Raw genomic sequence first — 24,330 nt, 5'->3', positions numbered from 1 at the left:
CCTCTCATGCCGGGGCCGGGGCGGCGGCGGGCTCGGGGCCCCGCCGCGCGGCGTCCGCGGTACCCGGCTCGTCCGGCAGCTTCAGGAAGTGGGCCAGCGCCCAGCTCACCGCGTACATCCCCGCGAAGATCCAGACCACCCCTTCGACGCCGAGCGGGCCGACGAAGGCCGCGACGACCGCCGGGCCGACGAAGGTGCTGGCGCCCGCGCCGAGGTTCAGGGCGGCCAGTGCCTGGCCCTGGTGCCGCGGCTCCAGAGTGGGCACGAGCGCCGAAAGTGGTACATAACCCGCCAGCGTAGCGCCGTAGAACGCGGCGACCAGGAGGGCCAGCGGGAAGTTCGCGCCGGCGGCGTGCGGGACGTAGAAGAGCAGCAGGGTACTGAGCGTGCAGCCGGCGCCGCCGAACCAGGCGATGGTGCGGCGCCAGCCGAAGCGGTCCCCGATCACGCCGAACAGCAGGTTGGCGAAGATGTTGGTGGCGAACATCGCGCTGAGCAGGTGCAGCCACTGGGTGAGGGTGAAGCCGACGGTCCGGGTGAAGTGGATCGGCAGGATCACGAAGAAGCCGAACTGGGACGCGGTGTTGATGACCCGGACGACCGAGCCGACCCCGACCCGGGGGTTGCGCCACAGGACCGTGACACTGCCGACGAGGGTGGCCACCGGCCCCTCGCCGTCCCCGCGCGGCCGTCTGCCGCCGTGGTCGTCCCGGACCAGCAGCAGCGCGATCAGTCCGCCCACGGCGACCAGCGCCAGCGCGGCCCACAGCGTGGCGTAGGCGCCGATGTACGGGATGAGACCGCTGGCGACGAGCGAGCCGAGGGTGGGCAGCCCGCCGGTGAAGGCGAACCAGAACCAGCCCATGGCGGTGCCGAGCCGGGCCCGCGGTGCCACCCCGGCGATCCAGACCAGGAAGCCGTACGCGAACAGCGGATAGCCCAGCCCGCGCAGGCCGTAGCCGAACATCATCAGCGGGTAGCTGCCCGTCGGGAGGGCGACGGCGAGGAACAGGAGCTGGAAGACACCCCAGATGCCCAGACCGGCCCACATCACCCGGCGCGGGCCCCACAGGTCGGAGAGCACTCCGGAGAGCCAGGCGGCGATGCCGGCCGCGATCCCGTAGACGGTGAACAGCAGGGCCACCCGGGACTCGGAGAGATGCTGGTCCAGGAGGTACGGCGAGAGGTACCCGGACTCGACGCCGTCCCCGATCATGAAGAGCAGCAGCCCGAGGTAGCCCCAGGCGAGGGTCGGCGGAATGCCCAGGCGGGTGATCAGTGAACGCGACGGAGAGTTCGTCATCGAATCTCCCTTTCTGCGGCGGCTCAGAAGGGCGAAGGGGGGTGGACGCAGCGATGGAACCGCCGTGCGGAAAGGGCCGTCAATGGCCGCCGGAATCTTCGCATCACCGCCCCGACCAGCCATGTTGCGTCCTCGCGGAACCGCATGTGGACACCGCGCCCGGCGCGCGTGCAGTGTGAAATCCGTGCGAACATAACGCGGCGCTTTTCACCCGGCGGGGGCGGCGGGGACGCGGCCGGGCGGGGACGGCGGGGACGCGGCCGGGCGGGGGCGGCGGGTAGGCAGTCGGGCGGGGGCACGGGTACGTAGCCGGGGGGCGGCGGATAGGCAACCGGGCGGGTGCGGCGGGTACGTAGCCGGGCGGGCGCCGCGTTTAGGCAACCGGGCGGGTGCGGCGGGTAGGCAACCGGGCGGGTGCCGCGGGTACGCAGCTGGCATGAAAGGGAGCGGAGCCATGGACCGGGTCGAGGCCCAGGAGGAGCGGCGCCGCCGGATGCGCGACACCGTCATCGCCCGCGGATTCGTGCGCACCGCGGACCTCGCCGAGGAGTACGGCATCAGCCTGATGACCGCGCACCGCGATCTGGACGCGCTGCAGGCGCAGGGCTGGCTGCGCAAGGTCCGCGGCGGGGCGACCGGGCTGCCGTCCGCGCAGTTCCACGGCAGCGTCGCGGAGCGGATGGCGACCATGGCGCAGACCAAACAGCAGCTGGCGCGGGCCGCCGCGACGCTGCTGGTGCCCGGGCAGACGGTGCTGCTCGACGACAGCACGACGTGTCTGCTGCTGGCCCATCAGCTCGCCGAGCACACCCCGCTGACCGTGATCACCAACTCCCTGCCGGCCATCACCACCCTGGCCAAGGAACCCGGGATCTCCCTGATCACCCTGGGCGGCGCCTACTTCCCCGCCTACGACGCCTTCATGGGCCCGTACACGGCCGACGCGGTACGGGCGTTCCGCGCCGATGTGCTCTTCCTGTCGACCACGGCGGTCACCAACGGCCGCTGCTACCACACCTCACCGGAGACCGTGCAGGTCAAGCGCGCCATGATGGAGAGCGCCGGCCGCCGCATCCTGGTCGCCGACCACACCAAGTTCGCCAAGGGCGGCCTGTACGCCCTCGCCCCCCTGACCGACTTCGACCTGCTCATCGTCGACGACGGCTTGCCGCCGGAGCAGATACAGCGTGTGCGGGCGGGGGGTACGGAGGTGATGGTGGTGGCGGGGAGGGGGTAGGGAGCCCGTCATGTCCCTCGCTCCGGAGAGCCCTCGCTACGGGTGGGCGCCTGTTCAGGGGCCTCGCTACGGGTGGGCGCCTGTTCAGGGGTGCCTCCCCGTGCGGGGAGTACCTCCCCGACCCAGGAAGACCTCCCCGGTCCGGGAAGACCTTCCCGACTTCCCGCTGTCCAGGGAATACCTCCCCAACTCCCCGCGTTGTGGCCCCAGCAGGGGGCGCGCGTAACCCTTACGGGATCTGTTCGGCTCACCCCTACGGGCCGCGGCCCCGCCATCCGCGTGGCAGGCAGGCCCCGCCACCCGCGTGGCAAGCCGCGCCCCCGGCGGACCGGATCCTTACCCGGCCAGGCCCATCAGCGACGGGTCCTCGGCCAGCTCGCGCAGGGCCGCCCGCGGGTCCGTCAGCAGCTTGCGCTCGGTGAGGTCCAGGACTCCGCCGACCGCGCTCACCTCGGCGGCCACCGTTCCGTCCGTCCTGCGGACGGTCTGCTCGATCCGGAAGGTCCGGCCCTCGCCCCATACGAACGCGCAGGTCACGTCGACCTCGTCACCGGCCCGCAGCTCCCGCCGGTAGCGGATGGTCGTTTCGAGGGTGACCGGCCCGATGCGGCGGTCCACCATGGCGCTCTGCTGGATGCCGCTCGCCTGGAGCAGCGACCAGCGGGCGTGCTCGGCGTATTGGAGGTAGACGCTCTGGTTGAGATGGCCCTGGGTGTCCGTCTCGTACCCCCGTACGGTGATCCGCACCGCGAACGGCTCCGCCGCCTCCGCGCCGCCCACCGGCTCCCCCGCTCCCGTCGCCGTTGCTCCCACTTCCACTCCCACGGCCATTGCCACTCCCCGCGATACCGTGGCCATGGCTATGGCCATCGGTGTCCCATCGTAGGTGCGGGTGATCGGCCCCGAAGGGCTTTTCTGTCCGGCACCGACGGCCGTCGGGGACCTCTTCCTGCGCCGGCGAACGTCCCAGACCTCTTCTCGCACCGACGGACGTCACGGGCCTTTCTCCGCGCCGACGGACGAGGGGCCGCGGCCGATGCGCCAACGGATCCGCCCGGGGCCGCGGCGGCTGCTGCCGTGCGTCGGGACAGTGCGGCGAGGCTTGGGAGGCGGTGCCGTGCGGCGGGGCGGGGCGGCGGGCCGTGCGTCGGAACCGTGCGGTGCGGCTTGGGCGTCGGGGCCGTGCGGCGGGGCGAGGTTGCGGGGCCGTGCGGTGGGGTCGGGGGGCATGGGGGCCGTGGGGTGGGGCGGGGGCGTCAGGGGCTGCCCGTCTTCAGTCGGAGGTTCCATTTGGCGAGTGGCTTGGAGATGGGCTGGAAGATGGTGACGGTGTCGCCGCCGAAGTTGCCGCAGGTCGCGGCGCCGCCGCCGGAGTGGACGCCGACCGCCATCGGGGCGTTGGGCTGGGTGACGTAGGAGCCGCCCGAATCCCCGGCCGCGGAACAGGCGTTGGTGTAGGCCAGCCCGTCGATGATCGTGGTGCCGTAGTCCACGGTCTGGTCGATCCGGGTGATCTCCCCGCAGTGCCAGCCGCTCGACTGCCCGGAGTGGCAGATCGACATGCCGGCCAGGCCCTCCTGCGAGCCGGTCACGGCGACGGGTGCGCCGCCCTGCCCGGCCACCGCCGAGCCGACGGTCCACCCCGGCTGGTCGACCCGGACCAGTCCGAAGTCGCCCTCGTGGCCGTTGACGCTGTGGTTGCCGCCCGGGTTGGAGGTGCCCATCCGGGTGCCGTCCTTGCCGTACGCGGCCTGATCGGGCGTCAGGGTGCAGTGGCCGGCCGTCAGGAAGCCCTCGAAGCCCTGCGGGCCGGTCACCGAGAAGCCGATCGAGCAGATGCCCTCGTTGCCGGGCATCCAGCGCTCGCCGCCGACGACCGTGCCGCCCTGCTGGCGCGGCGTCTGGTTGCTGCGTTCGACGGTGACCGTGGTCTTCGCGCGGGTGCCGAGGGCACGGACGCTCTTCTCGAACGCGTCGGTCCGGGCGGTGTGCTTGGTGCGGTCGATGCGGATCACCAGACCGTTGGCCCGCTCGTCCACGCCCCAGCCGGTGACCCCGGGAACGCCCTTGCCGACCCGGACGGCGATCTTCCGCACCAGCGCGGTCAGCACGGCGCGGCTGTGCCGCACCGTCTTGGGGATCGCACCGGCCGCCCGTACCCGTTGGGCGTCGGCAGGGGCGGTCACCGCGACGACGAGTTTGCCGCTCGCCTTGTCGAACCACATCCCGGCGGGCGGCGTGGCGAGCGCCCGGCGGACCGCGGCCGCGGCACGGTGCGCGTCGGCCTCCTGCGCGAGCCGGGTACGTACCTCTCCCGCGGTCAGCCGGAGGTCCCGGCGCATCGCGTCGAGCAGGCCGCGCGGGGCGGGCCGGGGCGTGGGCGTGGGGAGCGGTACGGAGTGCGCCGGGCCGAGCGGGCCGATGGCCGCCATGACGGCGGCGACGGCCGCGCACCGTAGTGCTGCCTTGCGAAAGCGGGGCTCCATCGGGGGTCTCCTCGCGGTGTCGGGTGCACGTCGGATCCGATGGGGCGAGCGTGCGGGACACCGGCGCGGGCGGCACGAGGAGATCGCCCGCATCATGGTCGGATGACCACCGACCCCAGCCGCCAAGTCCCCGCTGTTCACGGCCCGGTGACGTTCGGGGACCTGCCGCCCGCGCTGCGCAACGTGACCTACTCGGGCGCCCGCCATCCGGGAGCCGCGACACCTGAATGTCCGTCATACAGGGAGTGGTGGGGGGCGGGTGGAGGGCGCGGTGCGGGCGGCTCCGGTGATCGTGGCGGCTCGGGCGGCTTTGGCGGCTCGGGCGGCTTTGGCGGCTCGGGCGGTCCTGGCGACTCCGGCGGACTTGGCGGCTCCGGCGGCACGGATGGCTCGGGCGGCTCGGACGGTCCTGGCGGCTCGGGCGGTCGTGGCGGCCGCGGACTTGGCGGCTCCGGCGGGCCTGGCGACTCCGGCAGCTCCGGCGGCACGGATGGCTCGGGCGGTTTCGCCGAATTGGCAGGGGGCGCCAACTGTCAGCGCTACGCCTACGCCGTGCTGCGTCACTTCGGGCTGTGGGTCCCGCCGTTGCGCTCGGCGGAGTTGTGGGCGGACGTCCGGGCGACGCGGCGGGCCGGGCGTCCGCGGCCGCTGGACCTGGTGCTGTTCGACGCCGGGCCGGTCGAGGAACGGCCCGAGGGGTACGGAGCCCATGTGGGCGTACATCTGGGTCCCGATGCGGTGCTGCACCTGTGCCGGGAGGTGGGCCGGCCCGCGGTCTGGCGCTATGCGGACTTCGCGGCACGGGCGCGGTACGCGCGGTTCCTGGGGGTCAAACGGATACGGACACGCGGCCCGGCGACGGACGGGTGAGCGGCGCGGGGATCGGGCTCGTACACCAGGCGGGTCGGGCAGCAGGGGGCGGGCCGGGCAGCAGGGGGCGGGCCGGTCGGGCAATCTGGCGCGGGCCGCGCGCGAGCATACGGCCGCCGCCTGGCCGCCGCTGCAAACTCGGCGGAGCGGGTCGGGACCCGCTCCGCGCCACGTCCGTCAGAAGCCGCCGCCGTCGAACCCGCCACCCCCGTCGAAGCCACCGCCGTCGCCGAACCCGCCGCCGAAGTCGTCGGGGTTGAAGTCGGCGCCGGAGTAGTCGCCGCCCTCGACGCCCGCGGGGCCGCCGAAGTCGGCGCCGTAGGCGGGGGACGACATCATGACGTTGCCGAGCAGCGTGCCGACGAGCAGGCCGGGCAGCAGGCCGCTGCCGAAGTAGCCGCCGGCCCAGGGGGCGTAGGCCGGGCCCGCGTCCCAGTACGGGCGGTCGCCGCTCTCGGTGCGGACCGTGCGGGTCAGCGGCTCGCGGCCGTCGTCCAGCCGGCTCTTGTCCGCGGCGCAGACCGGGACGATGCGCTCGGTACCGCCGGCCGGGGCCCAGGCGACGTCGACGACGGACGGGCCGTGCCGCGGGTCGAAGAAGCAGGGCAGCCGGCGCTCGGGCAGCGGCCGGCCCTCGCGGCGCGCGGCGAGTGTGGCCAGCGCGAACCGGCCGTCCTCCAGGGCCTGGGTCACGCCCTGTACGTCGCCGGGGTGCTGGGCCGCCGCCATCGCCGATTTGGCGTTCTCGTAGGCGTCCAGCGCATGGCTGTAGTCCGCGCGCATCGCGTCGTCGGCGCCGGGCTCGTCGGGCCGGAAGTCGAGCCGGTCGAGTTCCTCGCCGAAGGCGGTGATGTCCTCGTCGACGACGGTCCGCAGCTGCTCCAGCGCGGCCCGCTCCTCCTCCTGGCGCCGCCGGCGGTTGCGGCGGGTGATGGCGTACGCGCCTCCGCCGCCGACGACCAGCAGCACGCCGAGGCCGATCGCGGTCCCTGAGTCGAAGCCGGCGCCGCCGGTGCCGCCCCAGGAGTCGGGGGCGTGGCCGCGGGCGGACTGGTTCGCGGTGTCGACGAAGCTGTTCAGCCGCTCGCCGACGGTCGGGTAGGTGGTGCGCTTCACCGACCCGACGAGGTTCTGCACCGCACTGCGGGACATCACCCGCGGGTCGGCGCCGGCGTTGAAGCCGTTGCCGAGCTCGACGGCGTAGACCCCGGCGATGCCGACCTTGGTCCGCAGATCACGGAGCAGGGTGCTGGGCGGGTAGTCCGCGGTGCGCGGCAGCACGGCCACGAAGACCGGCTTGTCGGCGTCCTTGATCTTCTTGGCCAGGGCGTCCGCGTCGGCCGCGGAGAACTGTCCCGCGGCGCGCGGATCGACGTAGACCGGGCCCTTCCTCAGGGCGGTCGCGGCCTCGTCCAGACCGCCCGCGGCATGCGCGCCGGGCGCCAGCACGGCGGCCACCGCCAGCAGCGCGGCCACCAGCAGCAGAACGGGTCCGATCAGCGCACGACGAGTTGCGGTGTTCATGGGTTCGACGCTACCCGAACCGCACTTTCAGGACATCACCGGTTGGGTTCAAGACATCGCCGGCCGGGTTCGGGACGTCGCCCGTCAGGTTCGGGACGTCGCCCGTCGGGTCCCGGTCGTCGCCCGCCGGGTCTCGGACGTCACTCGCCGGGTTCCCGACGTCACCGGTCAGGGTGCGGTGATCGGTCCGAGCGAAGGGCGGTGATCGGGTCCGGTCGAGGGGCGGTGGTCGGGTCCGGTCGAGGTACCGGGATCGCGTCCGGTCGAGGTGCCGGATCAGGGCCGGTCGAGGTGCCGGGATCGGGTCCGGTCGGGGGGATTCTCCTGTGCCGCCGGGGGTCTGTCGCGCCGGGAATGGCCATCGGGGTGGTCGCTCCGCGCGTCGTTTTTGGCGGTCGGAGTGCCGGGGATGCTCCGGCTCGTCCCTCCCCCGAGGAAACGAGGAGACGATGTCCAGGGCGATCTCGATAGCCACGAACCTCGCCGTCGCCGTTGCCGCCACCGCCGTCGGCTGCATGACAGTGGTCACGCTGGCGCCGGGGCAGCCGGACGACGGAACGAGCCGGTTCCGGTCCGTGGGCAGACAGGCCGTCGCGGCCGGGGCGAGCGGTTCGGCGGCGCGGGCCGCCACCTCCGCCCTCGGCATGCGCACCGGTCACCCGGGCACCTCCGGGCCGGCCGGGCCGGATGAAGCGACCAGGCCGGCCGGGACGGATGAGGCGGCCGAGGCGGATGCGGGGCTCGGGGCGGATGCGGGGGTCGTGACCGGGCGGATCGAGGTCACCGCGCCGCCGGCCGGCCTCAGTTACCGCCCCCACGGCAGCCTCCCGGTCGCCTGGAAGAACAGCACCGGCCGACAGGTGGACGTCTGGCTCAACGCCGGAATGGGCCACGGCCGGCCTCCGCAGCGACTGGCTGTGGTGGCGCCCAAGGCGGGCGACGGGCCGACGGGCGAGGCGCTGGTGACGCTGCCGCAAGTGCCGCCGGGGCCGCACTACTTCCTGGAGGTGACCACCGCCGGTGACGGCGCGGTCCATGCCTACAGCAAGACGTTCGCCATCACCGGCTGACCGGGAATTTCCCCCACCCACCCGGCGTTGCGGGCCCCAAAGGGGGGCGTGCGTCCCCTACGGGATCTGTTCGCCCGCCCCCTACGGGCTCCACGGACACGTGCCCCACGGACATGTGCCCCACGGACACGGGCCCCACGGACACGGCCCCCACCGACACGGCCCCCAACGGACACAAGCCCCGCACCCCAGACACGGTCCCCCAACGAACACAAGCCCCGCACCCCAAGGGCAGCCCCGTCCCTTCCCACCCCTCCCCTACGGCGCCCCCAGATCGACCAGACCCGCCAGCGTCTCCCGGTGGCGGCCCGGGGTGCCCAGGGCGAGTTCGTCGGTCTTGGCCCGCTTGAGGAAGAGGTGGGCCGGGTGTTCCCAGGTCATGCCGATCCCGCCGTGCAGCTGGATGCATGCCTCGGCGGCGCGGACCGCGACCGGGGCGCAGTACGCCTGGGCCACGGCCACCGCGACCGGGGCGTCCGGGCTGCCGGTGGCCAGGGCGTCCGCGGCGTTGCGGGCCGCGGCGCGGGCCGAGGCGACGTCCAGCCAGAGGGCGGCCATGCGGTGCTTGAGCGCCTGGAACGAGCCCACCGGGCGGCCGAACTGGGTGCGCTCGGCCGTATGCCGCACGGTTTCGGCCAGGCACCACTCGGCGACGCCGAGCTGTTCGGAGGCGAGCAGTCCGGCCCCGGCGAGCAGGGCTCGTGCGACGGCCTCCCGGGCCCGGTCGCCGCCGGCCAGCAGGCGGCCGCGGGCGCCGTCGAGGGTGAGGTGGGCCAGCGGCCGGGTGAGGTCGAGCGGGGTGACGCGTTCGGTGCGTACGCCGTCCGCCGCGGCCTCGACCGCGAACAGGGCCGGGCCGTCGGGCCCCTGGGCGGGGACCAGCAGCAGGTCGGCGGCCGCGGCGTCGGCGACCGAGGTGACCCGGCCGGTCAGCGTGCCGTCCGCGGTGGCGCGTACGGACGGCTCGGGCAGGTCGGCCGGCCCGGCCGGCGCGGTGGTCAGCGGGACGGCGAGCGCGCCGACGGTGGTGCCGGCGGCGAGTGCGGTGAGGGCCCCGGCCACCTCCGCGTCCTCGTGGTCGGCGCCGAGCAGGGCGGTCACCGCGATGACCGCGCTGGTCAGATAGGGGACGGGGGCGACGGCGCGGCCCAGTTCCTCCAGGACGACGGCGGCCTCCCGGGCGCTCGCGCCCGCGCCGCCGAGCTTCTCGGGGACCAGCAGCCCGGCGGTACCGATCTCCGTGGCGAGCGACCGCCACAGCGAGGCGTCGTACGGCGTGTCCGACTCGATGGCGGCGAGCACGGTGGCCGGATCGCAGCGGTCGGTGAGCAGGGCCCGTACGGCGTCGCGCAGGGCGTCCTCGTCCTCGGAGTAGAGGAGGTCGGGGTCGGGTGCCGGGGCGGTGGCGGAGCGGGTCTCGGTGGTCATCGGGGGAGGTCCTTCCACGCGACGTCCTTGTCGGTGCGCGGCTCGGGCGGCAGGCCCAGTACGCGTTCGGCGACGATGTTGAGCAGCACTTCGGAGGTGCCTCCTTCGATGGAGTTCCCCTTGGCGCGCAGATAGCGGTAGCCGGCCTCGCGTCCGGTGAAGTCGACGCCGTCGGGGCGGCGCATCGTCCAGTCGTCGTAGGTCAGTCCGGCCTCGCGGAGGAACTCCACCTCCCAGCCGCTGATCTCCTGGGCGAGCCGGGCGAAGGCCAGTTTCATGCCGCTGCCCTCGGGGCCGGGCTGGCCCTTGGTGAGCTGCTGGCGCAGCCGTTCGCCGGTGAGCCGGGCGACCTCGGCGTCCACCCACAGCGTGAGCAGCCGCTGGTGCAGGTCGTGGGTGCGCAGTTCGGGGTGGGCGCGCCAGTCGGCGGCGGCGACGCCGATCATGCCGCCTTCGCGGGGGATGCGGTTGCCGCCGATGGCGACCCGTTCGTTCATCAGCGTGGTCTGGGCGACCTTCCAGCCCTCTCCCACCTCGCCGAGGCGGTGCGCGTCGGGGATGCGGACGCCGGTGAGGAAGACCTCGTTGAACTCGGCCTCGCCGGTGATCTGGCGCAGTGGCCGCACCTCGACGCCGGGGTCGGTCATATCGCAGACGAAGTACGTGATGCCGCGGTGTTTGGGCACGTCGGGGTCGGTGCGGGCGATGAGGATCGCCCAGCGGGCCAGGTGGGCGCTGGAGGTCCACACCTTCTGGCCGTCGACCACCCAGTCCTCGCCGTCCCGGACGGCGCGGGTGGCGAGTGCCGCGAGGTCGGAGCCGGCGCCGGGTTCGCTGAACAGCTGGCACCAGACTTCCTCGCCGGTCCACAGGGGGCGCAGGAAGCGCTGTTTCTGTGCGTCGGTGCCGAAGCGGAGGATGGTCGGTGCGGCCATGCCCAGGCCGATGCCGATCCGGCCGGGGTCGTTGCCGGGGGCGCCGGCGGCGGCCAGTTCGGCGTCCACGACGGCCTGCAGGGCGCGGGGGGCGTCCAGTCCGCCGAGGCCCTCGGGGAAGTGCACCCAGGCGAGTCCGGCGTCGAAGCGGGCGCGCAGGAAGTCCAGCCGGTCGGTGGTGGCGGGAGGGTGTGCGGCGAGCAGGGTGGCGGTGCGGCGGCGGAGGTCCGCGGCGTCGGTCATCGTGCCTCCTCGGGGGTGGGGACGACGACGAGGCGGCCGACGGAGGTGCCGTCGGCGACCCGCTGGACGGCGTCGGCGGCCTCCCTCAGCCGGACCCGGTCGCCGATCAGTGGCTTGATCGCGCCCTGGGCGGCGAGTTCGGTGAGTTCCTTGTGGCAGGCGTCGACTGCGGCCGGGTCCTTGGTGTTGTAGAGGCCCCAGTGGAGGCCGAGGATGGCGTAGTTCTTCACCAGGGCGTGGTTGAGGGCGGGGGCGGGGATGGTGCCGCCGGCGAAGCCGACGACGAGGATGCGGCCCTCGAAGGCGATGCACTTGGTGGACTTGGTGTAGGCGTCGCCGCCGACGGGGTCGTAGACGACGTCGGCGCCGCGGCCGCCGGTGGCGTCCTTCACGGCGGCGACGATGTCGTCGGTGTGCCGGTCGAGGACCAGGTCGCAGCCGAGTGCCCGGGCGGTGCGGGCCTTGTCGGCGCCGCCGACGACGCCGATGACCCGGGCGCCGGCGGCCTTGCCGAGCTGTACGGCGGCGCTGCCGACGCCGCCGGCCGCGGCGTGCACCAGCAGGGTTTCGCCGGCCTGGAGGCGGGCCCGGCGGTGCAGGCCGAACCAGCCGGTCTGGTAGCCGATGTGCAGTGCGGCGGCCTCGGCGTCGTCCAGTGCCTCGGGTGCGGGGCGGACGGTCGCGGCGTCGGCCACCGCGAGTTCGGCGAAGCCGCCGGCCGGCAGCGGCGGCTGGGCCAGCACCCGGGTGCCGGGCTTGGCGTCGGCCCCCTCCCCTGCGGCGAGCACCTCGCCGCAGATCTCCACGCCGGGGGTGAACGGCAGCGGTGGCCGGACCTGGTACTGGCCGCGGCAGAGCAGTGCGTCGGGGAAGTTGACGTTGGCGGCCCGTACCCGCAGCAGCAGCTGCCCCGGTCCCGGCTGGGGGTCCGGCACCTCCTCCAGCCGCATCACTTCACGCGGCTCGCCGTTCGCGTGTACGCGCCATGCCTTCACCTGGGGCCTCCAGAGATGTGGGTACGCGGGTGGGGCGGGGGGACGCACCGGCGCCCTCGCCAGGGGCATACTAAGCGGTCGGTATACCCCGTGGGAACAGGAAATCGGCCCGGTGAGGGAACGGTCTCAGCCTGGTACCCACAGGGACAGGCTGCGGCCCGCGAGATGGCGGAGACTGGCGGGCATGGACGTACCCGCGATCGACGTACCCGCCCTGGACCAGCCCGCCGAGCTGGGCGATTTCCTGCGCACCCGCCGTGCCCGGCTCCGCCCCGAGGACGTCGGGCTGGTCTCCTACGGAGGGCGGCGACGGGTCCCGGGCCTGCGCCGGGAGGAGCTGGCGCAGCTGGCCGGGGTCAGCGTCGCGTACTACACGCGGCTGGAGCAGGGGCAGAGCCACCAGGCCTCGGAGGGGGTGCTGGACGCGCTGGCCCGGGCGCTGCGGCTGTCCCCCGACGAGCAGGCGTATCTGCGGGAGCTGGCCCGGCCGGCCCGGGCACGCCGGCGGCCGGCGGTCCGCCACGACAAGGCCCGTTCCGGGGTGCGGCGGCTGCTCGCGGCCATGGCGGACGTACCGGCGGTGGCGGTCGGGCCGCGTTTCGAGGTCCTGGCCTGGAACCGCCTCGGGCATGCGCTGATCGCCGGGCATCTGGACGTCGACAGTCCCGGCCGTCCGCTGGACCGCCCCAACACGCAGCGGATGCTCTTCCTCGATCCGCACACCCGGGAGCTGTACCCGGACCGCGAGGCGGAGCTGCGGCGCGCGGTGTGCGCGCTGCGGGTGGCCGCCGGGCAGCGGCCGGACGATCCGCAACTGACCGCGCTGATCGGTGAGTTGTCGATGAAGAGTACGGAGTTCAGCGCGCTGTGGTCCCGGCACGGGGTGAGCAACTGCACCTTCGGTTCCAAGCGGTTCCACCATCCGCTGGTGGGTGAGATGGTGCTGGACTTCGAGATGATGCGGACGCCGGACGGTTCGGGGCAGGGCGTGCTGATGTATACGGCGGAGGAGGGGTCGCCGTCCGAGGCGGCGCTGCGGCTACTCGCCGCGGAGCGCGGCCCAGACGTCCGGGTCCTCGAACCCGAGCGCCCATAGGCCGGTGCCGCGCACGCCGTACTTGCGCAGCAGCGGCAGATGGGCCCGGACGCCGCGGGCGTCCTGGTACCAGACCTGGTGCTCGGTGCCGTCCTTGCGGTAGGTGAAGTGCGGGGTGCCGGAGGCGGTGTCGAAGAGGTAGTCGGCGTCCTCGCGGGTGCGCAGCGCCTCGGCCTCCTTCCAGGTCAGGTGGGCGGCGTGGCCGGTGGTGCCGGTGACCCAGTCCCAGCCGTAGCCGGGGAAGGCGACCTCGATCTTGTCGCGCGGGACGGTGTCGGTGGCGTAGCGCAGGAACGCGTCGTACCAGTCGGTGGAGGACAGCGGTCCGGCTTCGCCGCCCGACCAGTGCAGGTCGTAGCCCATGATGCGGATGCGGTCGGCGGAGCGGCCGAGGTGCGCGTAGTCGAAGGCGGTGCCGGTGCCGTTGGCCCGGGCGAGGACGGTGACCACGCACTCCTTGTCGCGGGCGTGCAGTCGCGCGCACAACTCCCGTACCAGGGTGCGGTATCCGGTGCGCACCTCTTCCCGGGCCTGCCGGTCGCCGGTGACCGCCATGGTCTCGTAGTCCAGGTCGATCCCGTCGTACCGGCGGCTGGCCACGAGGTCGAGCAGGGTGGTGAGGTGCGCCCTCCGCCGCTCGGGGTCGTGCAGCAGGGCGGACATCCGGTCGGCGTCGAGGGTTTCGGTGACCGTGGGGACGACCTTGATGCCGACGCGGTGCAGTCCGTCGATGACGCCGCGGCGGCCGGCGCCCTCGTGTCCGGTGACGGTGGTGTCGTCGGACGCCTGGTACCAGAACGGGCTGACGGTGTGGAGTTGGGAGGCGTGCCGGAGCGCGTCGCGGTAGGCGGCGTCGGTGTCGCCCCAGTACGGCAGCCAGGCCGAGACGGTGCGGCCGCGGGCCTCGGTGGCGTCCGACGGGGTGGCGGCGGCCGCGGGGGTGAGCGGTCCGGTGAGTGTCACGGCCGCGAGCAGGAGCGCGAGCCAGCCGCGGGCCCGGTTTCCGGAGACATGGTCCATGCCCCGAGCCTCACCCGGCGGCTTCACTGACGCACCGTCAGCGCGGCCGAACGGGAGCGGAGCCGGGACGGGCCGGGCCGGCCCTGGTGGCGAACGGGCGCGGGGCGGGCTCCGGTTGGGTTCGCCGCGGCGGCGGTCAAGCCCCCCGGCCCGCCGTTCAGGCGCGTCGCGGCCGGTGCTGCCGATGGGCGGTGTCGGCGTGGGGGCATCCCGGCCAGCTGAGGGAGGTGTGGTCGAGGGCGAAGTGGGCCAGGGGGCTTGGTGTCATGCCGTGGTCGCCTCCTGCCGGGGGGCCGGGTCGGTGCCGTCGGCCGCGCCGGCTCCGGGGCGGGTGAGCGCGATCCGGCCGGAGGCGATGGCCTGGGCGACGGAGAGGCGATCGTGGGCGAGGTCGGCGCAGGTGGCGGCGTCCATCCGGAGCCGGACGTCGGGGTGTTCGGCGGGGCCGTCGGCGTAGCCGGGGCCGGTGTCGCCGGACAGCAGGACGTGGAACCGGCCCTCGTCGAGGGTGATGTCGATGACGTCGGTGCCGTCGGTGAAGTGCGCGGCGAGGCGGGTGAGGAGGGGGACCGCGAACCAGTGGGCGCGCACGGCGTCGGTCGGCCGCTTCTCGTCGAGGGCGGGGGCGCCCCATGCGGCGAGGGCGGTGAGGGCGGGCAGCAGGGCGCGGCCGCGGTCGGTGAGGGCGTAGACGGAGGCGGCGCCGGGCGGGGCGAGCCGGCGGCGGGTGACCAGGCCGTCGCGTTCCATGTCCTTCAGGCGGGAGGCGAGCATGTCCGTGCTGACGCCCGGCAGGTCGGCGTGCAGGTCGGTGTAGCGCCGGGAGCCGCCGAGGAGTTCCCGGACGATCAGGAGCGTCCAGCGGTCACCCACGGCGTCCAGGGCCCGGGCGACGGCACAGTACTGGTCATAGCTTCGGCGCGGCATGGCTCCAGCATAGACAGAAGTTGGACTTTCCAAGTCGCCACTTGGTAAAACCAAGTACGGTTGATGACGACGAGTGCTGCCGCACCGCGCGGCGGGCGAGGACCGGGAGGCCGCCGCATGCAGTTCAAGCAGTCCAGCAAGATGGCCGACGTCTGCTACGAGATCCGCGGACCGGTGATCGAGCACGCGGACGCGCTGGAGGAGGCCGGGCACAGCGTGCTGCGGCTGAACACCGGCAATCCCGCGCTGTTCGGCTTCGAGTGCCCCGAGGAGATCCTGCAGGACGTGATGCGCAACCTCTCCCGCGCACACGGCTACACCGAGTCCCGGGGCATCCTCTCGGCCCGCCGCGCGGTGGCCCAGCACTACCAGCAAAGCGGCCTGCCGGACGTCGACGTCGACGACATCTACCTCGGCAACGGCGTCTCGGAGCTGGTGTCGATGGCGGTCCAGGCGCTGCTCGACGACGGTGACGAGGTGCTCATCCCGGCCCCCGACTTCCCGCTGTGGACGGCCGTCACCACCCTCGCCGGCGGCAAGGCCGTGCACTACCTCTGCGACGAATCGGCGGACTGGCTGCCGGACCTCGACGACCTCGCCTCGAAGATCACCGACCGGACCCGGGCGATGGTCATCATCAACCCCAACAACCCGACCGGCGCGGTCTATCCGCGCGAACTGCTGGAGGGCATGCTCGACCTCGCCCGGCGCCACCAGCTGATGGTCTTCGCCGACGAGATCTACGACCGGATCCTCTACGACGACGAGGTCCACCACCACGCCGCGGCGCTCGCCCCCGACCTGGTCTGTCTGACCTTCAGCGGGCTGTCCAAGTCCTACCGGGTGGCCGGCTTCCGCTCCGGCTGGCTGGTGGTCTCCGGCCCCACCCAGCACGCCGCCGACTACCTGGAGGGCCTGGGCACCCTCGCCTCGATGCGGCTGTGCCCGAACGCTCCCGCGCAGTACGCCGTCCAGGCGGCGCTGGGCGGCCGGCAGACCATCAAGGACCTGGTGCTGCCCGGCGGCCGGCTGCGCGAACAGCGCGATGTGGCCTGGGAGCGGCTCAACGAGATCCCGGGCGTCTCCTGCGTCAAACCCCGGGGCGCGCTCTACGCCTTCCCGCGCCTCGACCCGGCCGTCCACCAGATCCACGACGACGAGAAGTTCGTGCTGGACCTCCTGCTGCGGGAGAAGATCCAGGTCGTCCAGGGCACCGGCTTCAACTGGCCGCGCCCGGACCACTTCCGCATCCTCACCCTGCCGCACGCCGACGACCTCGACGCCGCGATCCGCCGGATCGGCCGCTTCCTGGCCGGATACCGCCAGTGACGCCGGGGGCCGGCGAGCGGCCCCCGGTTCACCCGAACGGCGGCACCCCTCCCCCGCCGCCGTCCACCGCCCGCCGGTCCGGGCCGGGGCCGTGGCCAGCGGCGGGAAGGGCCTCCCGGCGCCGCTCGGGCGGCCCGGCACCGTCCGGCAGGCCGTCGGTCCGGACGGCCCGGACGCCCGGTGACGGGCCGTCCTGCCCCGCGGCACCGGCGCACGGAATCGAACGCGCTCTTGAGCCCGTCGGCCGCAGCCGATTAGGTGGAGGGCGGCAATCGTGCCGCCACCCGACAAGGGAGGGGATTCCATGCCCGTTCGTCCCGCGCTCTCGGAAGCGGAGCTCGAAGCGCATCTGCACGGCATCTGCTTCAAGACCGGTCCACCGCGCCGCATAGGCGTCGAGCTGGAATGGCTGGTCCACGACGCGTACCGCCCCCGATGTCCGGTCGAACCCGACCGGCTGCGGCACGCGGCCGCCACCCTGCGACAGCTCCCCCTCACCTCCCTCCTCACCTTCGAACCCGGCGGACAGCTGGAGCTCAGCTCGCTGCCCGCCACCTCCCTCGGCGCCTGCATCGAGGCCGTGTCGGCCGATCTCGCACTGGTCCGCCCGGCCGTACGGGCCCTGGGCCTGGGGCTGGCCGGCCACGGCCACAACCCCTGGCACCCGCCGCGCCGGATCCTGACCGACCCCCGCTACGACGCCATGGAGGCGTACTTCGACCGCTGGGGCCCGGCCGGCCGGTCCATGATGTGCGGCACCGCCTCCGTGCAGGTGTGCGTGGACGCCGGTTACGAGGAGCCGGGCCCGCTCGGGCTCGGCCGGCGCTGGCTGCTGGCCCATCTGCTGGGCGCCGTGCTGACCGCGGCGTTCGCCAACTCGCCGACCAGCGAAGGGTGTCCGACCGGCTACCGCACCACCCGCCAGGTCGTGTGGTCCCAGCTCGACCCGGCCCGCACCCTCGCCCCGCCGCCGGACCTCGACCCGCGCACCGCCTGGGCGGCGTACGTCCTGGACGCGCCGGTGATGTGCATCCGCGCCGACGACGGGCCCTGGGACGCGCCGGCGGGGCTCACCTTCCGCGAATGGGTCCGCACCGGCGTGCCCAGACCCCCGACCCGGGAAGACCTCGACTACCACGTCACCACCCTCTTCCCGCCCGTCCGACCGCGCGGCCACCTGGAACTGCGCATGATCGACGCCCAGCCCGGGGAGACCGGGTGGACCGTGCCGCTGGCCGTCACGGTCGCGCTGTTCGACGATCCGGAGGCCGCCGAGCGCGCCTACCGCATCGTCAAACCACTCGCGGAGACGGCCGGTTCGCGCCCCGCGCCGCGCAATCCGCTGTGGCGGCGGGCCGCCCGCGCCGGACTGACCGACCCGGAGCTGCACGCCGCCGCGGTGGCCTGCTTCGCCGCCGCGCAGGAGGCGCTGCCCCGGATCGGTGCCCCGCCCGAGGTGTGTGCCGCGGTCGCGGCGTTCACCGAGCGGTACGTGGCACGCGGGCGCTGCCCCGCGGACGACCATCTCGACGCCCTGTACGCCACGGAGGGCGAGCTCCTCCAGGGGAAGGAAGGCCGGCAGTGACCACCGATCCCGAACTCCTGCGCGAACGGGCGGCCTCGGCGCTGCTCGCCGCCCGCGACCGCACCCGTCTGCTCACCACCTGCGTCGAGCACCCCGACCTCGTCGCCCAGCACTCCCCGCTGATGTCCCCGCTGGTGTGGGACCTGGCCCACATCGGCAACCAGGAGGAGCAGTGGCTGCTGCGGACCGTCGGCGGCCGGGAGGCGCTGCGGCCGGACATCGACTCCGTCTACGACGCCTTCGAGCATCCGCGGGCCGCACGCCCCGCCCTGCCGCTGCTGCCGCCCGACGAGGCGCACGGCTATGTCGCCGAGGTCCGCGGCCGGGTGCTGGACGTCCTGGAGCACACCCCGCTGCACGGCGGTCCGCTGCTGGACGCCGGCTTCGCCTTCGGCATGATCGCCCAGCACGAGCAGCAGCACGACGAGACCATGCTCATCACCCACCAGCTGCGCCGCGGCCCCGCCGTGCTCACCGCGCCCGAGCCGCCGCCCGCCCCCGATGACCTGCTGCCGTCCGAAGTCCTGGTCCCCGGCGGTCGGTTCACCATGGGCACCTCCGCCGAGCCCTGGGCGCTGGACAACGAACGGCCCGCGCACCACCGTCTCGTGCCGGCGTTCCTGATCGACACCACACCGGTCAGCAACGGCGCCTACCAGCGGTTCATCGAGGACGGCGGCTATCGGGAGCCGCGCTGGTGGGCGCCCGAGGGCTGGGCGCAGGTCCAGGAACACCGGCTGCGCGCCCCGCTGTTCTGGAAGCGGGACGGCGGCCAGTGGCTGCGCCGCCGATTCGGGGTGACCGAGCCGGTCCCGCCGGACGAGCCGGTGCTGCACGTCAGCTGGTACGAGGCGGACGCCTACGCCCGCTGGGCCGGCCGGCGACTGCCGACCGAGGCGGAGTGGGAGAAGGCCGCCCGGTTCGACCCGGCCACCGGCCGGTCGATGCGCTACCCCTGGGGTGACGAGGACCCCACACCGGAGCGCGCCAACCTCGGCCAGCGGCATCTGCGGCCCGCCGCCGTCGGCAGCTATCCCGAGGGCGCGTCACCGCTCGGCGTCCGGCAGCTGATCGGCGACGTGTGGGAGTGGACGGCCAGCGACTTCCTGCCGTACCCGGGCTTCGCCGCCTTCCCCTACCGGGAGTACTCGGAGGTGTTCTTCGGCGACGGGCACAAGGTGCTGCGCGGCGGTTCCTTCGCGGTCGACCCGGTCGCCTGCCGGGGCACCTTCCGCAACTGGGACCTGCCGGTCCGGCGGCAGATCTTCTCCGGGTTCCGCACCGCCCGGGACGCCGGCCCGGAGGGGGACGCATGAGGCCGGCGGGACGGGCGGCCGGGGAGGCGGTGTCCTGATGTGCCGTCATATCGCTTACGTGGGGCCTCCGGTGCCGTTCGGCGAGATCGTTTTGGACCCGCCGCACGGCCTGTACCGGCAGTCGTGGGCGCCGCGCCACCAGAAGCACGGCACGGTCAACGCGGACGGGTTCGGCGTCGGCTGGTACGCGCCGGGCGACCCGGTCCCGGCGCGCTACCGGCGGGCCGGCCCGATCTGGGCCGACGACCAACTCCCCGACCTGGCCCGGGTGGTGCGCACCGGCGCGCTGCTGGCGGCCGTACGGGACGCCACCGTCGCCGGGCCGGACGCCGAGGCGGCGGCCGCGCCGTTCGCCGGGGACGGCCATCTGTTCAGCCACAACGGTGCGGTGGCCGGCTGGCCGGACTCGGTCGCACCGCTGGCCGCCGGGCTGGCCCCGGAGGAGCTGCTGCGCCTCCAGGCGCGCTGCGACGCGGCGTTCGTCTGGGCGCTGGTGCGGCACCGGCTGACCCGCGGCGACGAACTCGGCGACGCGCTGGCCGACACCGTCGCGTCGGTCGCCGGTGCCGCGCCGGGCTCCCGGCTCAACCTGCTGCTGACCGACGGCACCACCATCGCCGCCACCTCCTGGGGCGACACCCTCTACCACCTGGCCCTTCCGGGCGGCGGCCGGGTGGTCGCCGCCGAGCCCTACGACGATTCCCCCCACTGGACCGAGGTCCCCGACCGCACCCTGCTGCGCGCCACCCGGACCGACGTCCACCTCACCCCGCTCAAGGAGCCCGCCACGTGAGCCCGCTCAACATCACCCGCATCCTCCCTGCCGACGCCACCGCGGCCGCGCTGCGCGCCGACGTCATCCAGGGCCTGTCCGACACCCCCAAACACCTGCCGCCCAAGTGGTTCTACGACGCCCGCGGCAGCGAACTCTTCGAAGAGATCACCAAACTGCCCGACTACTACCCGACCCGCGCCGAACGGGAGATCCTGCTCACCCGCGCCGACCACATCGCCGCGGCCACCCACGCCCGCACCCTGATCGAGCTGGGCTCCGGGTCGTCCGACAAGACCCGCCACCTCATCGGCGCACTGACCGGGCTGCACACCTATGTGCCGGTCGACGTCAGCGAGTCCGCGCTGCGCGCGGCCGGCGAGGCGCTGCTCGACGGGCACCCCGGCCTGACCGTGCACGCCCTGGTCGCCGACTTCCAGCAGGACATGACGCTGCCCGAGACGCCCGGCCCGCGGCTGCTGGCCTTCCTCGGCGGCACCATCGGCAACCTCCTCCCCGAGGAGCGGGCCGCGTTCCTCTCCTCCGTGCACGACCTGCTGTCCCCGGGCGACGCCCTGCTGCTCGGCACCGACCTGGTCAAGGACGAGGCGACGCTGGTCGCCGCGTACGACGATCCGCAGGGCGTCACGGCCGCCTTCAACAAGAACGTCCTGGAGGTCATCGACCGCGAGCTGGACGGCGATTTCGATCCGGCGGACTTCGACCACGTCGCCCGGTGGAACGCCGCGGAGGAGTGGATCGAGATGCGGCTGCGGGCACGCCGGGACCTGACCGTGAAGATCCCCGGCGTGGACCTGGCCGTGCCCTTCACGGCCGGTGAGGACATCCGCACCGAGGTCTCGGCCAAGTTCCGCCAGGAGGGTGTGCGGGCCGAACTGGCCGCTGCCCGGCTGGAGTTGACCAACTGGTGGACGGACAGCGCGGACCGCTTCGCGCTGTCGCTCGCGTTCCGCGCCTGATACGGCCCGGTAGGGGCGGGTACGTACGAGGACGGTTCCGGCCGGTGTGCCCCTGGGGTGCGCCGGCCGGGTGCCGTCCGCGCGGGCGGTGTGGTTCCATGCCCCGGACGCACGTTCCGTTCGACGGGCAGGGGTGGCGGCATGGGGCTGGGAATCGACCGGCGGGGGTTCCTCCGGGGCGCGGCCGGACTGTCGGCCGCCGGGGTGCTGGCGGGCGCCGGCAGCGGACAGTTCACGGCCGGTGCGGCCGGGCGCAGGACGGCCGGGCGCCGCGCGCTCTCCGTGCCGGACTGGATGTCCACGCTCCCGGACGCCACACCGCTGACCCGTCTGACGATCCCCGGCACGCACGACTCCGGGTCCCGGTTCGGCGGCCCCTGGGTGGCCTGCCAGAACACTCCGATCGACGCCCAGCTGGCCGGCGGGATCCGCTTCCTGGACATCCGCTGCCGGGCCGTTGACAACGTTTTCGCCATCCATCACGGCGCGTTCTACCAGCAGCTGATGTTCGGTGACGTGCTCAACGCCTGCCGGGCGTTCCTCGCCGCCCATCCGTCCGAGACGGTGCTGATGCGGGTCAAGCAGGAGTACTCGGAGGTCTCCGCCGAGGAGTTCCGCCGGATCTTCGCCGTCTACCTGGACGACAAGGGCTACCGCTCGCTGTTCCGGCTGGACGCCGGGCTGCCCGCACTGGGCGAGGCCCGGGGCAGGGTCGTGCTGCTGGCGGACTCCGACGGGCTCGGCGGGGTCCGCTACGGCGATCCGCAGCTGTTCGACATCCAGGACGACTACATGGCGGAGCCGTTCGGGAAGTACCCGAAGGTCGAGGCGCAGTTCCGCAAGGCCGTCAGCCAGCCGGGCAAGCTCTTCGTCAACTACGTCAGCACCGCCGCGCTGCTCCCGCCCCGGTCCACCGCGGACCGCCTCAACCCGCAGGTCAAGACGCTGCTGGAGGGTGCGGACGGCAGCGGCTGGACGGGCCTGGGCATCGTCCCGATGGACTTCCCGAACGAGTTCGGCCTGGCCGAGACGCTGATCCGGCACAACCCTGGCCTGCGGTTCACCCGACCGGCCCAGCGGTAGGCGTCCCGCCGGCCGTCCTGCCGCAGACTGAGGGACATGTCCCCTTCCGGACGGCCCGGTGTCCCCCAGCGGCTGCCGGTGGCTCTCGGGCTGCTCACGGTGGTCGTGGGCAGTACGGCGCTGACGCTGGGCCTGCCCACCCGCGACCCGTTCCTGGCCGCCGGGGACAGCGCCACCGGCTCGTACCTGGCCACCCGCGCGGACGGGGACCAGGCCGCCGCCGCGCTGCTCGCCGGACCGTACCGGGAGCGGCCGGGGCCGCCGGTGACCGTCCCGCGCGGCGGCCGGACGGGCGGCGGGGCGACGGCCGCCCTGCCGGCGTCCCGGCCGCTGGTGGCCGCCCCGGCGGCCCCGTCCCCGGCGATCGGTGCGCTGTTCTCACCCGGCGACGACGGCGATCCGGCGCACCACTGCACGGCGAGCGTGGTGCGCTCCCCCGCCGCCGACCTGGTCGCCACCGCCGCGCACTGTGTGCACGACGGCGGGTTCCGCACCCGGCTGGTGTTCGTGCCCGGGCTGCACGACGGGATCGCGCCGTACGGGCTGTGGGTGCCCACCCGCATCCATGTCGATCCCCGGTGGATCAGCGACCGGGACCCGGACCACGACGTGGCGTTCCTGCGGGTGCGCAGGGCCGGGCAGGGCGGCGGGCGGATAGCGGACCTCACCGGCGCCGAACGGATCCGGTTCGGTGCGCCGGCCGGGCTCCCGGCGCTGCTGACCGGCTATCCCGCCGACCGGGACGCCCCGGTCAGCTGCCGGCACACCACCGAGGCGCAGGGCCCGGCCCAACTGCGTTTCCCCTGCCCGGGGTTCCCGAACGGCACCAGCGGCGGGCCGCTGCTCACCGACGTCGATCCGGCCACCGGCACCGGGGCGCTGATCGGGGTGATCGGCGGGCTCGACGAGGGCGGCGACGACTTCGTCTCGTACAGCAGCCGGTTCGGTGCGGACGTGGCCGCGCTCTACCGGCGGGCCACCGCGGAGCCGGGCCCCACGCCGGGCGTCAGGCCCCGCGCGACACCACGGCCTTGAGCACGGACGGCAGCGGGTACCAGTCGGCGGTGGCGAAACTGGCGTGCGCGGCGGCCAGTTGGCCGACCCGGGCCAGCGCCTGTGCCTCGGTGGGGTGGGTGGCGTCGATGGCCGGCGGCACGTTGTGCGCGTCGGTCATGATGAGGAGGTAGTGCCGGCGGTCGTACCAGGCGGTGTCGATGGTGCCGTTCAGATAGGTCGCGGCGTCGCCGTCGAAGACCACGAAGTACGGCCGCAGCGCCGGGTCCTGGTAGCGGTCGCGGGGGTCGCCGGCGGTCGCGCCGTGCACCGCGGGGAAGGCCACCGACTGTGCGAGCTTCCCCTGCGCGGCGAGGTCCTTGAGGTGGGTGGCGTACTCGACGTCGGTCCAGAGCTTGTCGAGCGGGTTGCTCTCCTCGAGCGTGCCCGGTATCAGCTCGAACAGGAACTTTCCGGCCAGGGCGTCGCGTGCGGGCCAGCCGCCGGCCCGGACCGCCTCGTCGGGCGTGGCGTGGCCGGCGGTGAGGTCACCGGGGCCGTAGACGGCGTCGCCGAGCTTCTGGCGCACCAGCGCGTCGAACTCGGCCGGGCCGCGGCCGCCCTTGGCGTTGAAGCCGTCCTTCAGCTCGACCTTGACGAGGATGGGGCGGTGGCCGGGGTGCGCGTCGTGCCAGGCCTTCATGTCGGCGAGGCAGCCGGCGAAGTCCTTGTTGACGTCCTTGGTGCGCAGCTCGGAGGCGTTCGCCGCGCCCTCGCAGTTGCTGTTGTTGCCGATCGGGTTGCTGTGGCTGACCCGCCAGGACCGGCCGAAACCGTTGGTCCAGAGGTCGAGTTCGAGCAGTGCGGCGCCGGAGTCCAGCGCGTCCGCGAAGTAGGGGTACTTCTCCTTGTCGTAGGCGTTGTGGACGCCCACGGACGTGCTGGTGCCGTACGTCAGGCCGGCCGGCTCGGCGCCCGCCGGCGCGGACACCGCCACCATCGCGGCCGCCGCCGCGGCGACCGTCCCCACACACCGCTTCCCGTTCATGTTCCCCGCTTTCCGTGGTCCCTCGGACGCCCGGCAGGTCGGCCCGGACGCCGAGGGGCCCGGCCGGCGGGCGGGGGGTGGGGGGGCAGC

General features: G+C 73.9%; 20 protein-coding genes and 1 pseudogene. 11 read left to right on the top strand and 10 right to left on the bottom strand.

Going from position 1 to position 24,330, the window contains the following annotated elements:
- Positions 1-4: 4 nt before the first annotated feature.
- Entirely contained in the window at positions 5-1,303 is a 1,299-nt protein-coding gene (locus ACFV1J_RS15915) for an MFS transporter (protein WP_385858322.1), read from the bottom strand.
- 454 nt (positions 1,304-1,757) lie between these two features.
- Between ACFV1J_RS15915 and ACFV1J_RS15910 the strand changes: the two genes are divergently transcribed.
- Complete coding sequence (locus ACFV1J_RS15910; protein WP_385858546.1) at positions 1,758-2,540, top strand: DeoR/GlpR family DNA-binding transcription regulator; 783 nt, start codon at positions 1,758-1,760, stop codon at positions 2,538-2,540.
- Between the two features lie 336 nt (positions 2,541-2,876).
- Here the strand turns inward: ACFV1J_RS15910 and ACFV1J_RS15905 are convergent, their stop codons facing one another.
- Together ACFV1J_RS15905 and ACFV1J_RS15900 are read right to left on the bottom strand one after the other, a co-directional pair.
- On the bottom strand, positions 2,877-3,371 hold the full coding sequence (locus ACFV1J_RS15905) for an acyl-CoA thioesterase (protein WP_385858320.1): 495 nt from the start codon (positions 3,369-3,371) through the stop codon (positions 2,877-2,879).
- A gap of 425 nt (positions 3,372-3,796) precedes the next feature.
- Positions 3,797-5,026 (bottom strand): S1 family peptidase, encoded by a 1,230-nt coding sequence (locus ACFV1J_RS15900; RefSeq protein WP_385858318.1) that lies wholly within the window; start codon positions 5,024-5,026, stop codon positions 3,797-3,799.
- 513 nt (positions 5,027-5,539) lie between these two features.
- On the opposite strand from ACFV1J_RS15900, the pseudogene ACFV1J_RS15895 reads away from it, so the two are divergent.
- Positions 5,540-5,896: pseudogene (locus ACFV1J_RS15895) on the top strand (cell wall hydrolase); the annotation flags it as partial.
- A 177-nt stretch (positions 5,897-6,073) separates the two neighbouring features.
- Here ACFV1J_RS15895 and ACFV1J_RS15890 read toward each other — a convergent pair.
- Complete coding sequence (locus ACFV1J_RS15890; protein ID WP_385858315.1) at positions 6,074-7,420, bottom strand: hypothetical protein; 1,347 nt, start codon at positions 7,418-7,420, stop codon at positions 6,074-6,076.
- A 449-nt stretch (positions 7,421-7,869) separates the two neighbouring features.
- On the opposite strand from ACFV1J_RS15890, the gene ACFV1J_RS15885 reads away from it, so the two are divergent.
- Positions 7,870-8,490, top strand: coding sequence for a hypothetical protein (locus tag ACFV1J_RS15885; protein WP_385858313.1), 621 nt, complete (start codon positions 7,870-7,872; stop codon positions 8,488-8,490).
- 258 nt (positions 8,491-8,748) lie between these two features.
- On the opposite strand, the gene ACFV1J_RS15880 is transcribed toward ACFV1J_RS15885, so the two are convergent.
- The 3 genes from ACFV1J_RS15880 to ACFV1J_RS15870 are packed head-to-tail and all read right to left on the bottom strand — an operon-like array spanning position 8,749 to position 12,091.
- Entirely contained in the window at positions 8,749-9,918 is a 1,170-nt protein-coding gene (locus ACFV1J_RS15880) for an acyl-CoA dehydrogenase family protein (protein ID WP_385858310.1), read from the bottom strand.
- Positions 9,915-11,096 (bottom strand): acyl-CoA dehydrogenase family protein, encoded by a 1,182-nt coding sequence (locus ACFV1J_RS15875; RefSeq protein WP_385858308.1) that lies wholly within the window; start codon positions 11,094-11,096, stop codon positions 9,915-9,917. Before ACFV1J_RS15875 ends, ACFV1J_RS15880 begins: the two co-directional genes overlap by 4 nt.
- The gene (locus tag ACFV1J_RS15870) at positions 11,093-12,091 is read right to left on the bottom strand and encodes an NADPH:quinone oxidoreductase family protein (RefSeq protein ID WP_385858306.1); all 999 of its coding nucleotides are present in this window, start codon (positions 12,089-12,091) and stop codon (positions 11,093-11,095) included. Before ACFV1J_RS15870 ends, ACFV1J_RS15875 begins: the two co-directional genes overlap by 4 nt.
- A gap of 184 nt (positions 12,092-12,275) precedes the next feature.
- On the opposite strand from ACFV1J_RS15870, the gene ACFV1J_RS15865 reads away from it, so the two are divergent.
- Complete coding sequence (locus tag ACFV1J_RS15865; RefSeq protein WP_385858303.1) at positions 12,276-13,187, top strand: helix-turn-helix transcriptional regulator; 912 nt, start codon at positions 12,276-12,278, stop codon at positions 13,185-13,187.
- Here ACFV1J_RS15865 and ACFV1J_RS15860 read toward each other — a convergent pair.
- Entirely contained in the window at positions 13,131-14,207 is a 1,077-nt protein-coding gene (locus ACFV1J_RS15860) for a glycosyl hydrolase family 18 protein (RefSeq protein WP_385858300.1), read from the bottom strand. The genes ACFV1J_RS15865 and ACFV1J_RS15860 overlap by 57 nt on opposite strands.
- Before the next feature lie 264 nt (positions 14,208-14,471).
- On the bottom strand, positions 14,472-15,134 hold the full coding sequence (locus ACFV1J_RS15855; protein ID WP_385858298.1) for a winged helix-turn-helix transcriptional regulator: 663 nt from the start codon (positions 15,132-15,134) through the stop codon (positions 14,472-14,474).
- A gap of 117 nt (positions 15,135-15,251) precedes the next feature.
- Between ACFV1J_RS15855 and ACFV1J_RS15850 the strand changes: the two genes are divergently transcribed.
- The 7 genes from ACFV1J_RS15850 (at position 15,252) to ACFV1J_RS15820 (ending at position 23,234) form a co-directional block, all read left to right on the top strand.
- Complete coding sequence (locus tag ACFV1J_RS15850) at positions 15,252-16,463, top strand: pyridoxal phosphate-dependent aminotransferase (protein WP_385858295.1); 1,212 nt, start codon at positions 15,252-15,254, stop codon at positions 16,461-16,463.
- A gap of 304 nt (positions 16,464-16,767) precedes the next feature.
- Positions 16,768-18,048 (top strand): ergothioneine biosynthesis glutamate--cysteine ligase EgtA, encoded by a 1,281-nt coding sequence (gene egtA / locus ACFV1J_RS15845; RefSeq protein ID WP_385858293.1) that lies wholly within the window; start codon positions 16,768-16,770, stop codon positions 18,046-18,048.
- Positions 18,045-19,364: an ergothioneine biosynthesis protein EgtB gene (gene egtB, locus ACFV1J_RS15840; RefSeq protein ID WP_385858290.1), complete on the top strand. Its 1,320-nt coding sequence runs from the start codon at positions 18,045-18,047 to the stop codon at positions 19,362-19,364. Before egtA ends, egtB begins: the two co-directional genes overlap by 4 nt.
- A 37-nt stretch (positions 19,365-19,401) precedes the next feature.
- A complete protein-coding gene (gene egtC, locus ACFV1J_RS15835; protein ID WP_385858288.1) occupies positions 19,402-20,157 on the top strand; it encodes an ergothioneine biosynthesis protein EgtC in 756 nt (251 codons plus the stop codon).
- Positions 20,154-21,116 carry an L-histidine N(alpha)-methyltransferase gene (gene egtD, locus ACFV1J_RS15830; RefSeq protein WP_385858286.1) on the top strand — a complete coding sequence of 321 codons (963 nt, stop codon included), beginning with the start codon at positions 20,154-20,156 and terminating at the stop codon, positions 21,114-21,116. Before egtC ends, egtD begins: the two co-directional genes overlap by 4 nt.
- Positions 21,117-21,257: 141 nt before the next feature.
- Positions 21,258-22,199 carry a phosphatidylinositol-specific phospholipase C domain-containing protein gene (locus tag ACFV1J_RS15825; RefSeq protein ID WP_385858284.1) on the top strand — a complete coding sequence of 314 codons (942 nt, stop codon included), beginning with the start codon at positions 21,258-21,260 and terminating at the stop codon, positions 22,197-22,199.
- A 36-nt stretch (positions 22,200-22,235) separates the two neighbouring features.
- Positions 22,236-23,234, top strand: a complete 999-nt coding sequence (locus tag ACFV1J_RS15820; RefSeq protein ID WP_385858281.1) for a trypsin-like serine peptidase — start codon at positions 22,236-22,238, stop codon at positions 23,232-23,234.
- Here the strand turns inward: ACFV1J_RS15820 and ACFV1J_RS15815 are convergent.
- Positions 23,206-24,240 (bottom strand): phosphatidylinositol-specific phospholipase C domain-containing protein, encoded by a 1,035-nt coding sequence (locus ACFV1J_RS15815; protein ID WP_385858277.1) that lies wholly within the window; start codon positions 24,238-24,240, stop codon positions 23,206-23,208. The two genes, ACFV1J_RS15820 and ACFV1J_RS15815, sit on opposite strands and share 29 nt — an antisense overlap.
- Positions 24,241-24,330: the final 90 nt, after the last annotated feature.

This window comes from Streptomyces sp. NPDC059649 (assembly GCF_042734445.1).
Classification (GTDB): domain Bacteria; phylum Actinomycetota; class Actinomycetes; order Streptomycetales; family Streptomycetaceae; genus Streptomyces.
This window is presented reverse-complemented; position numbering and strand designations above follow the sequence as displayed.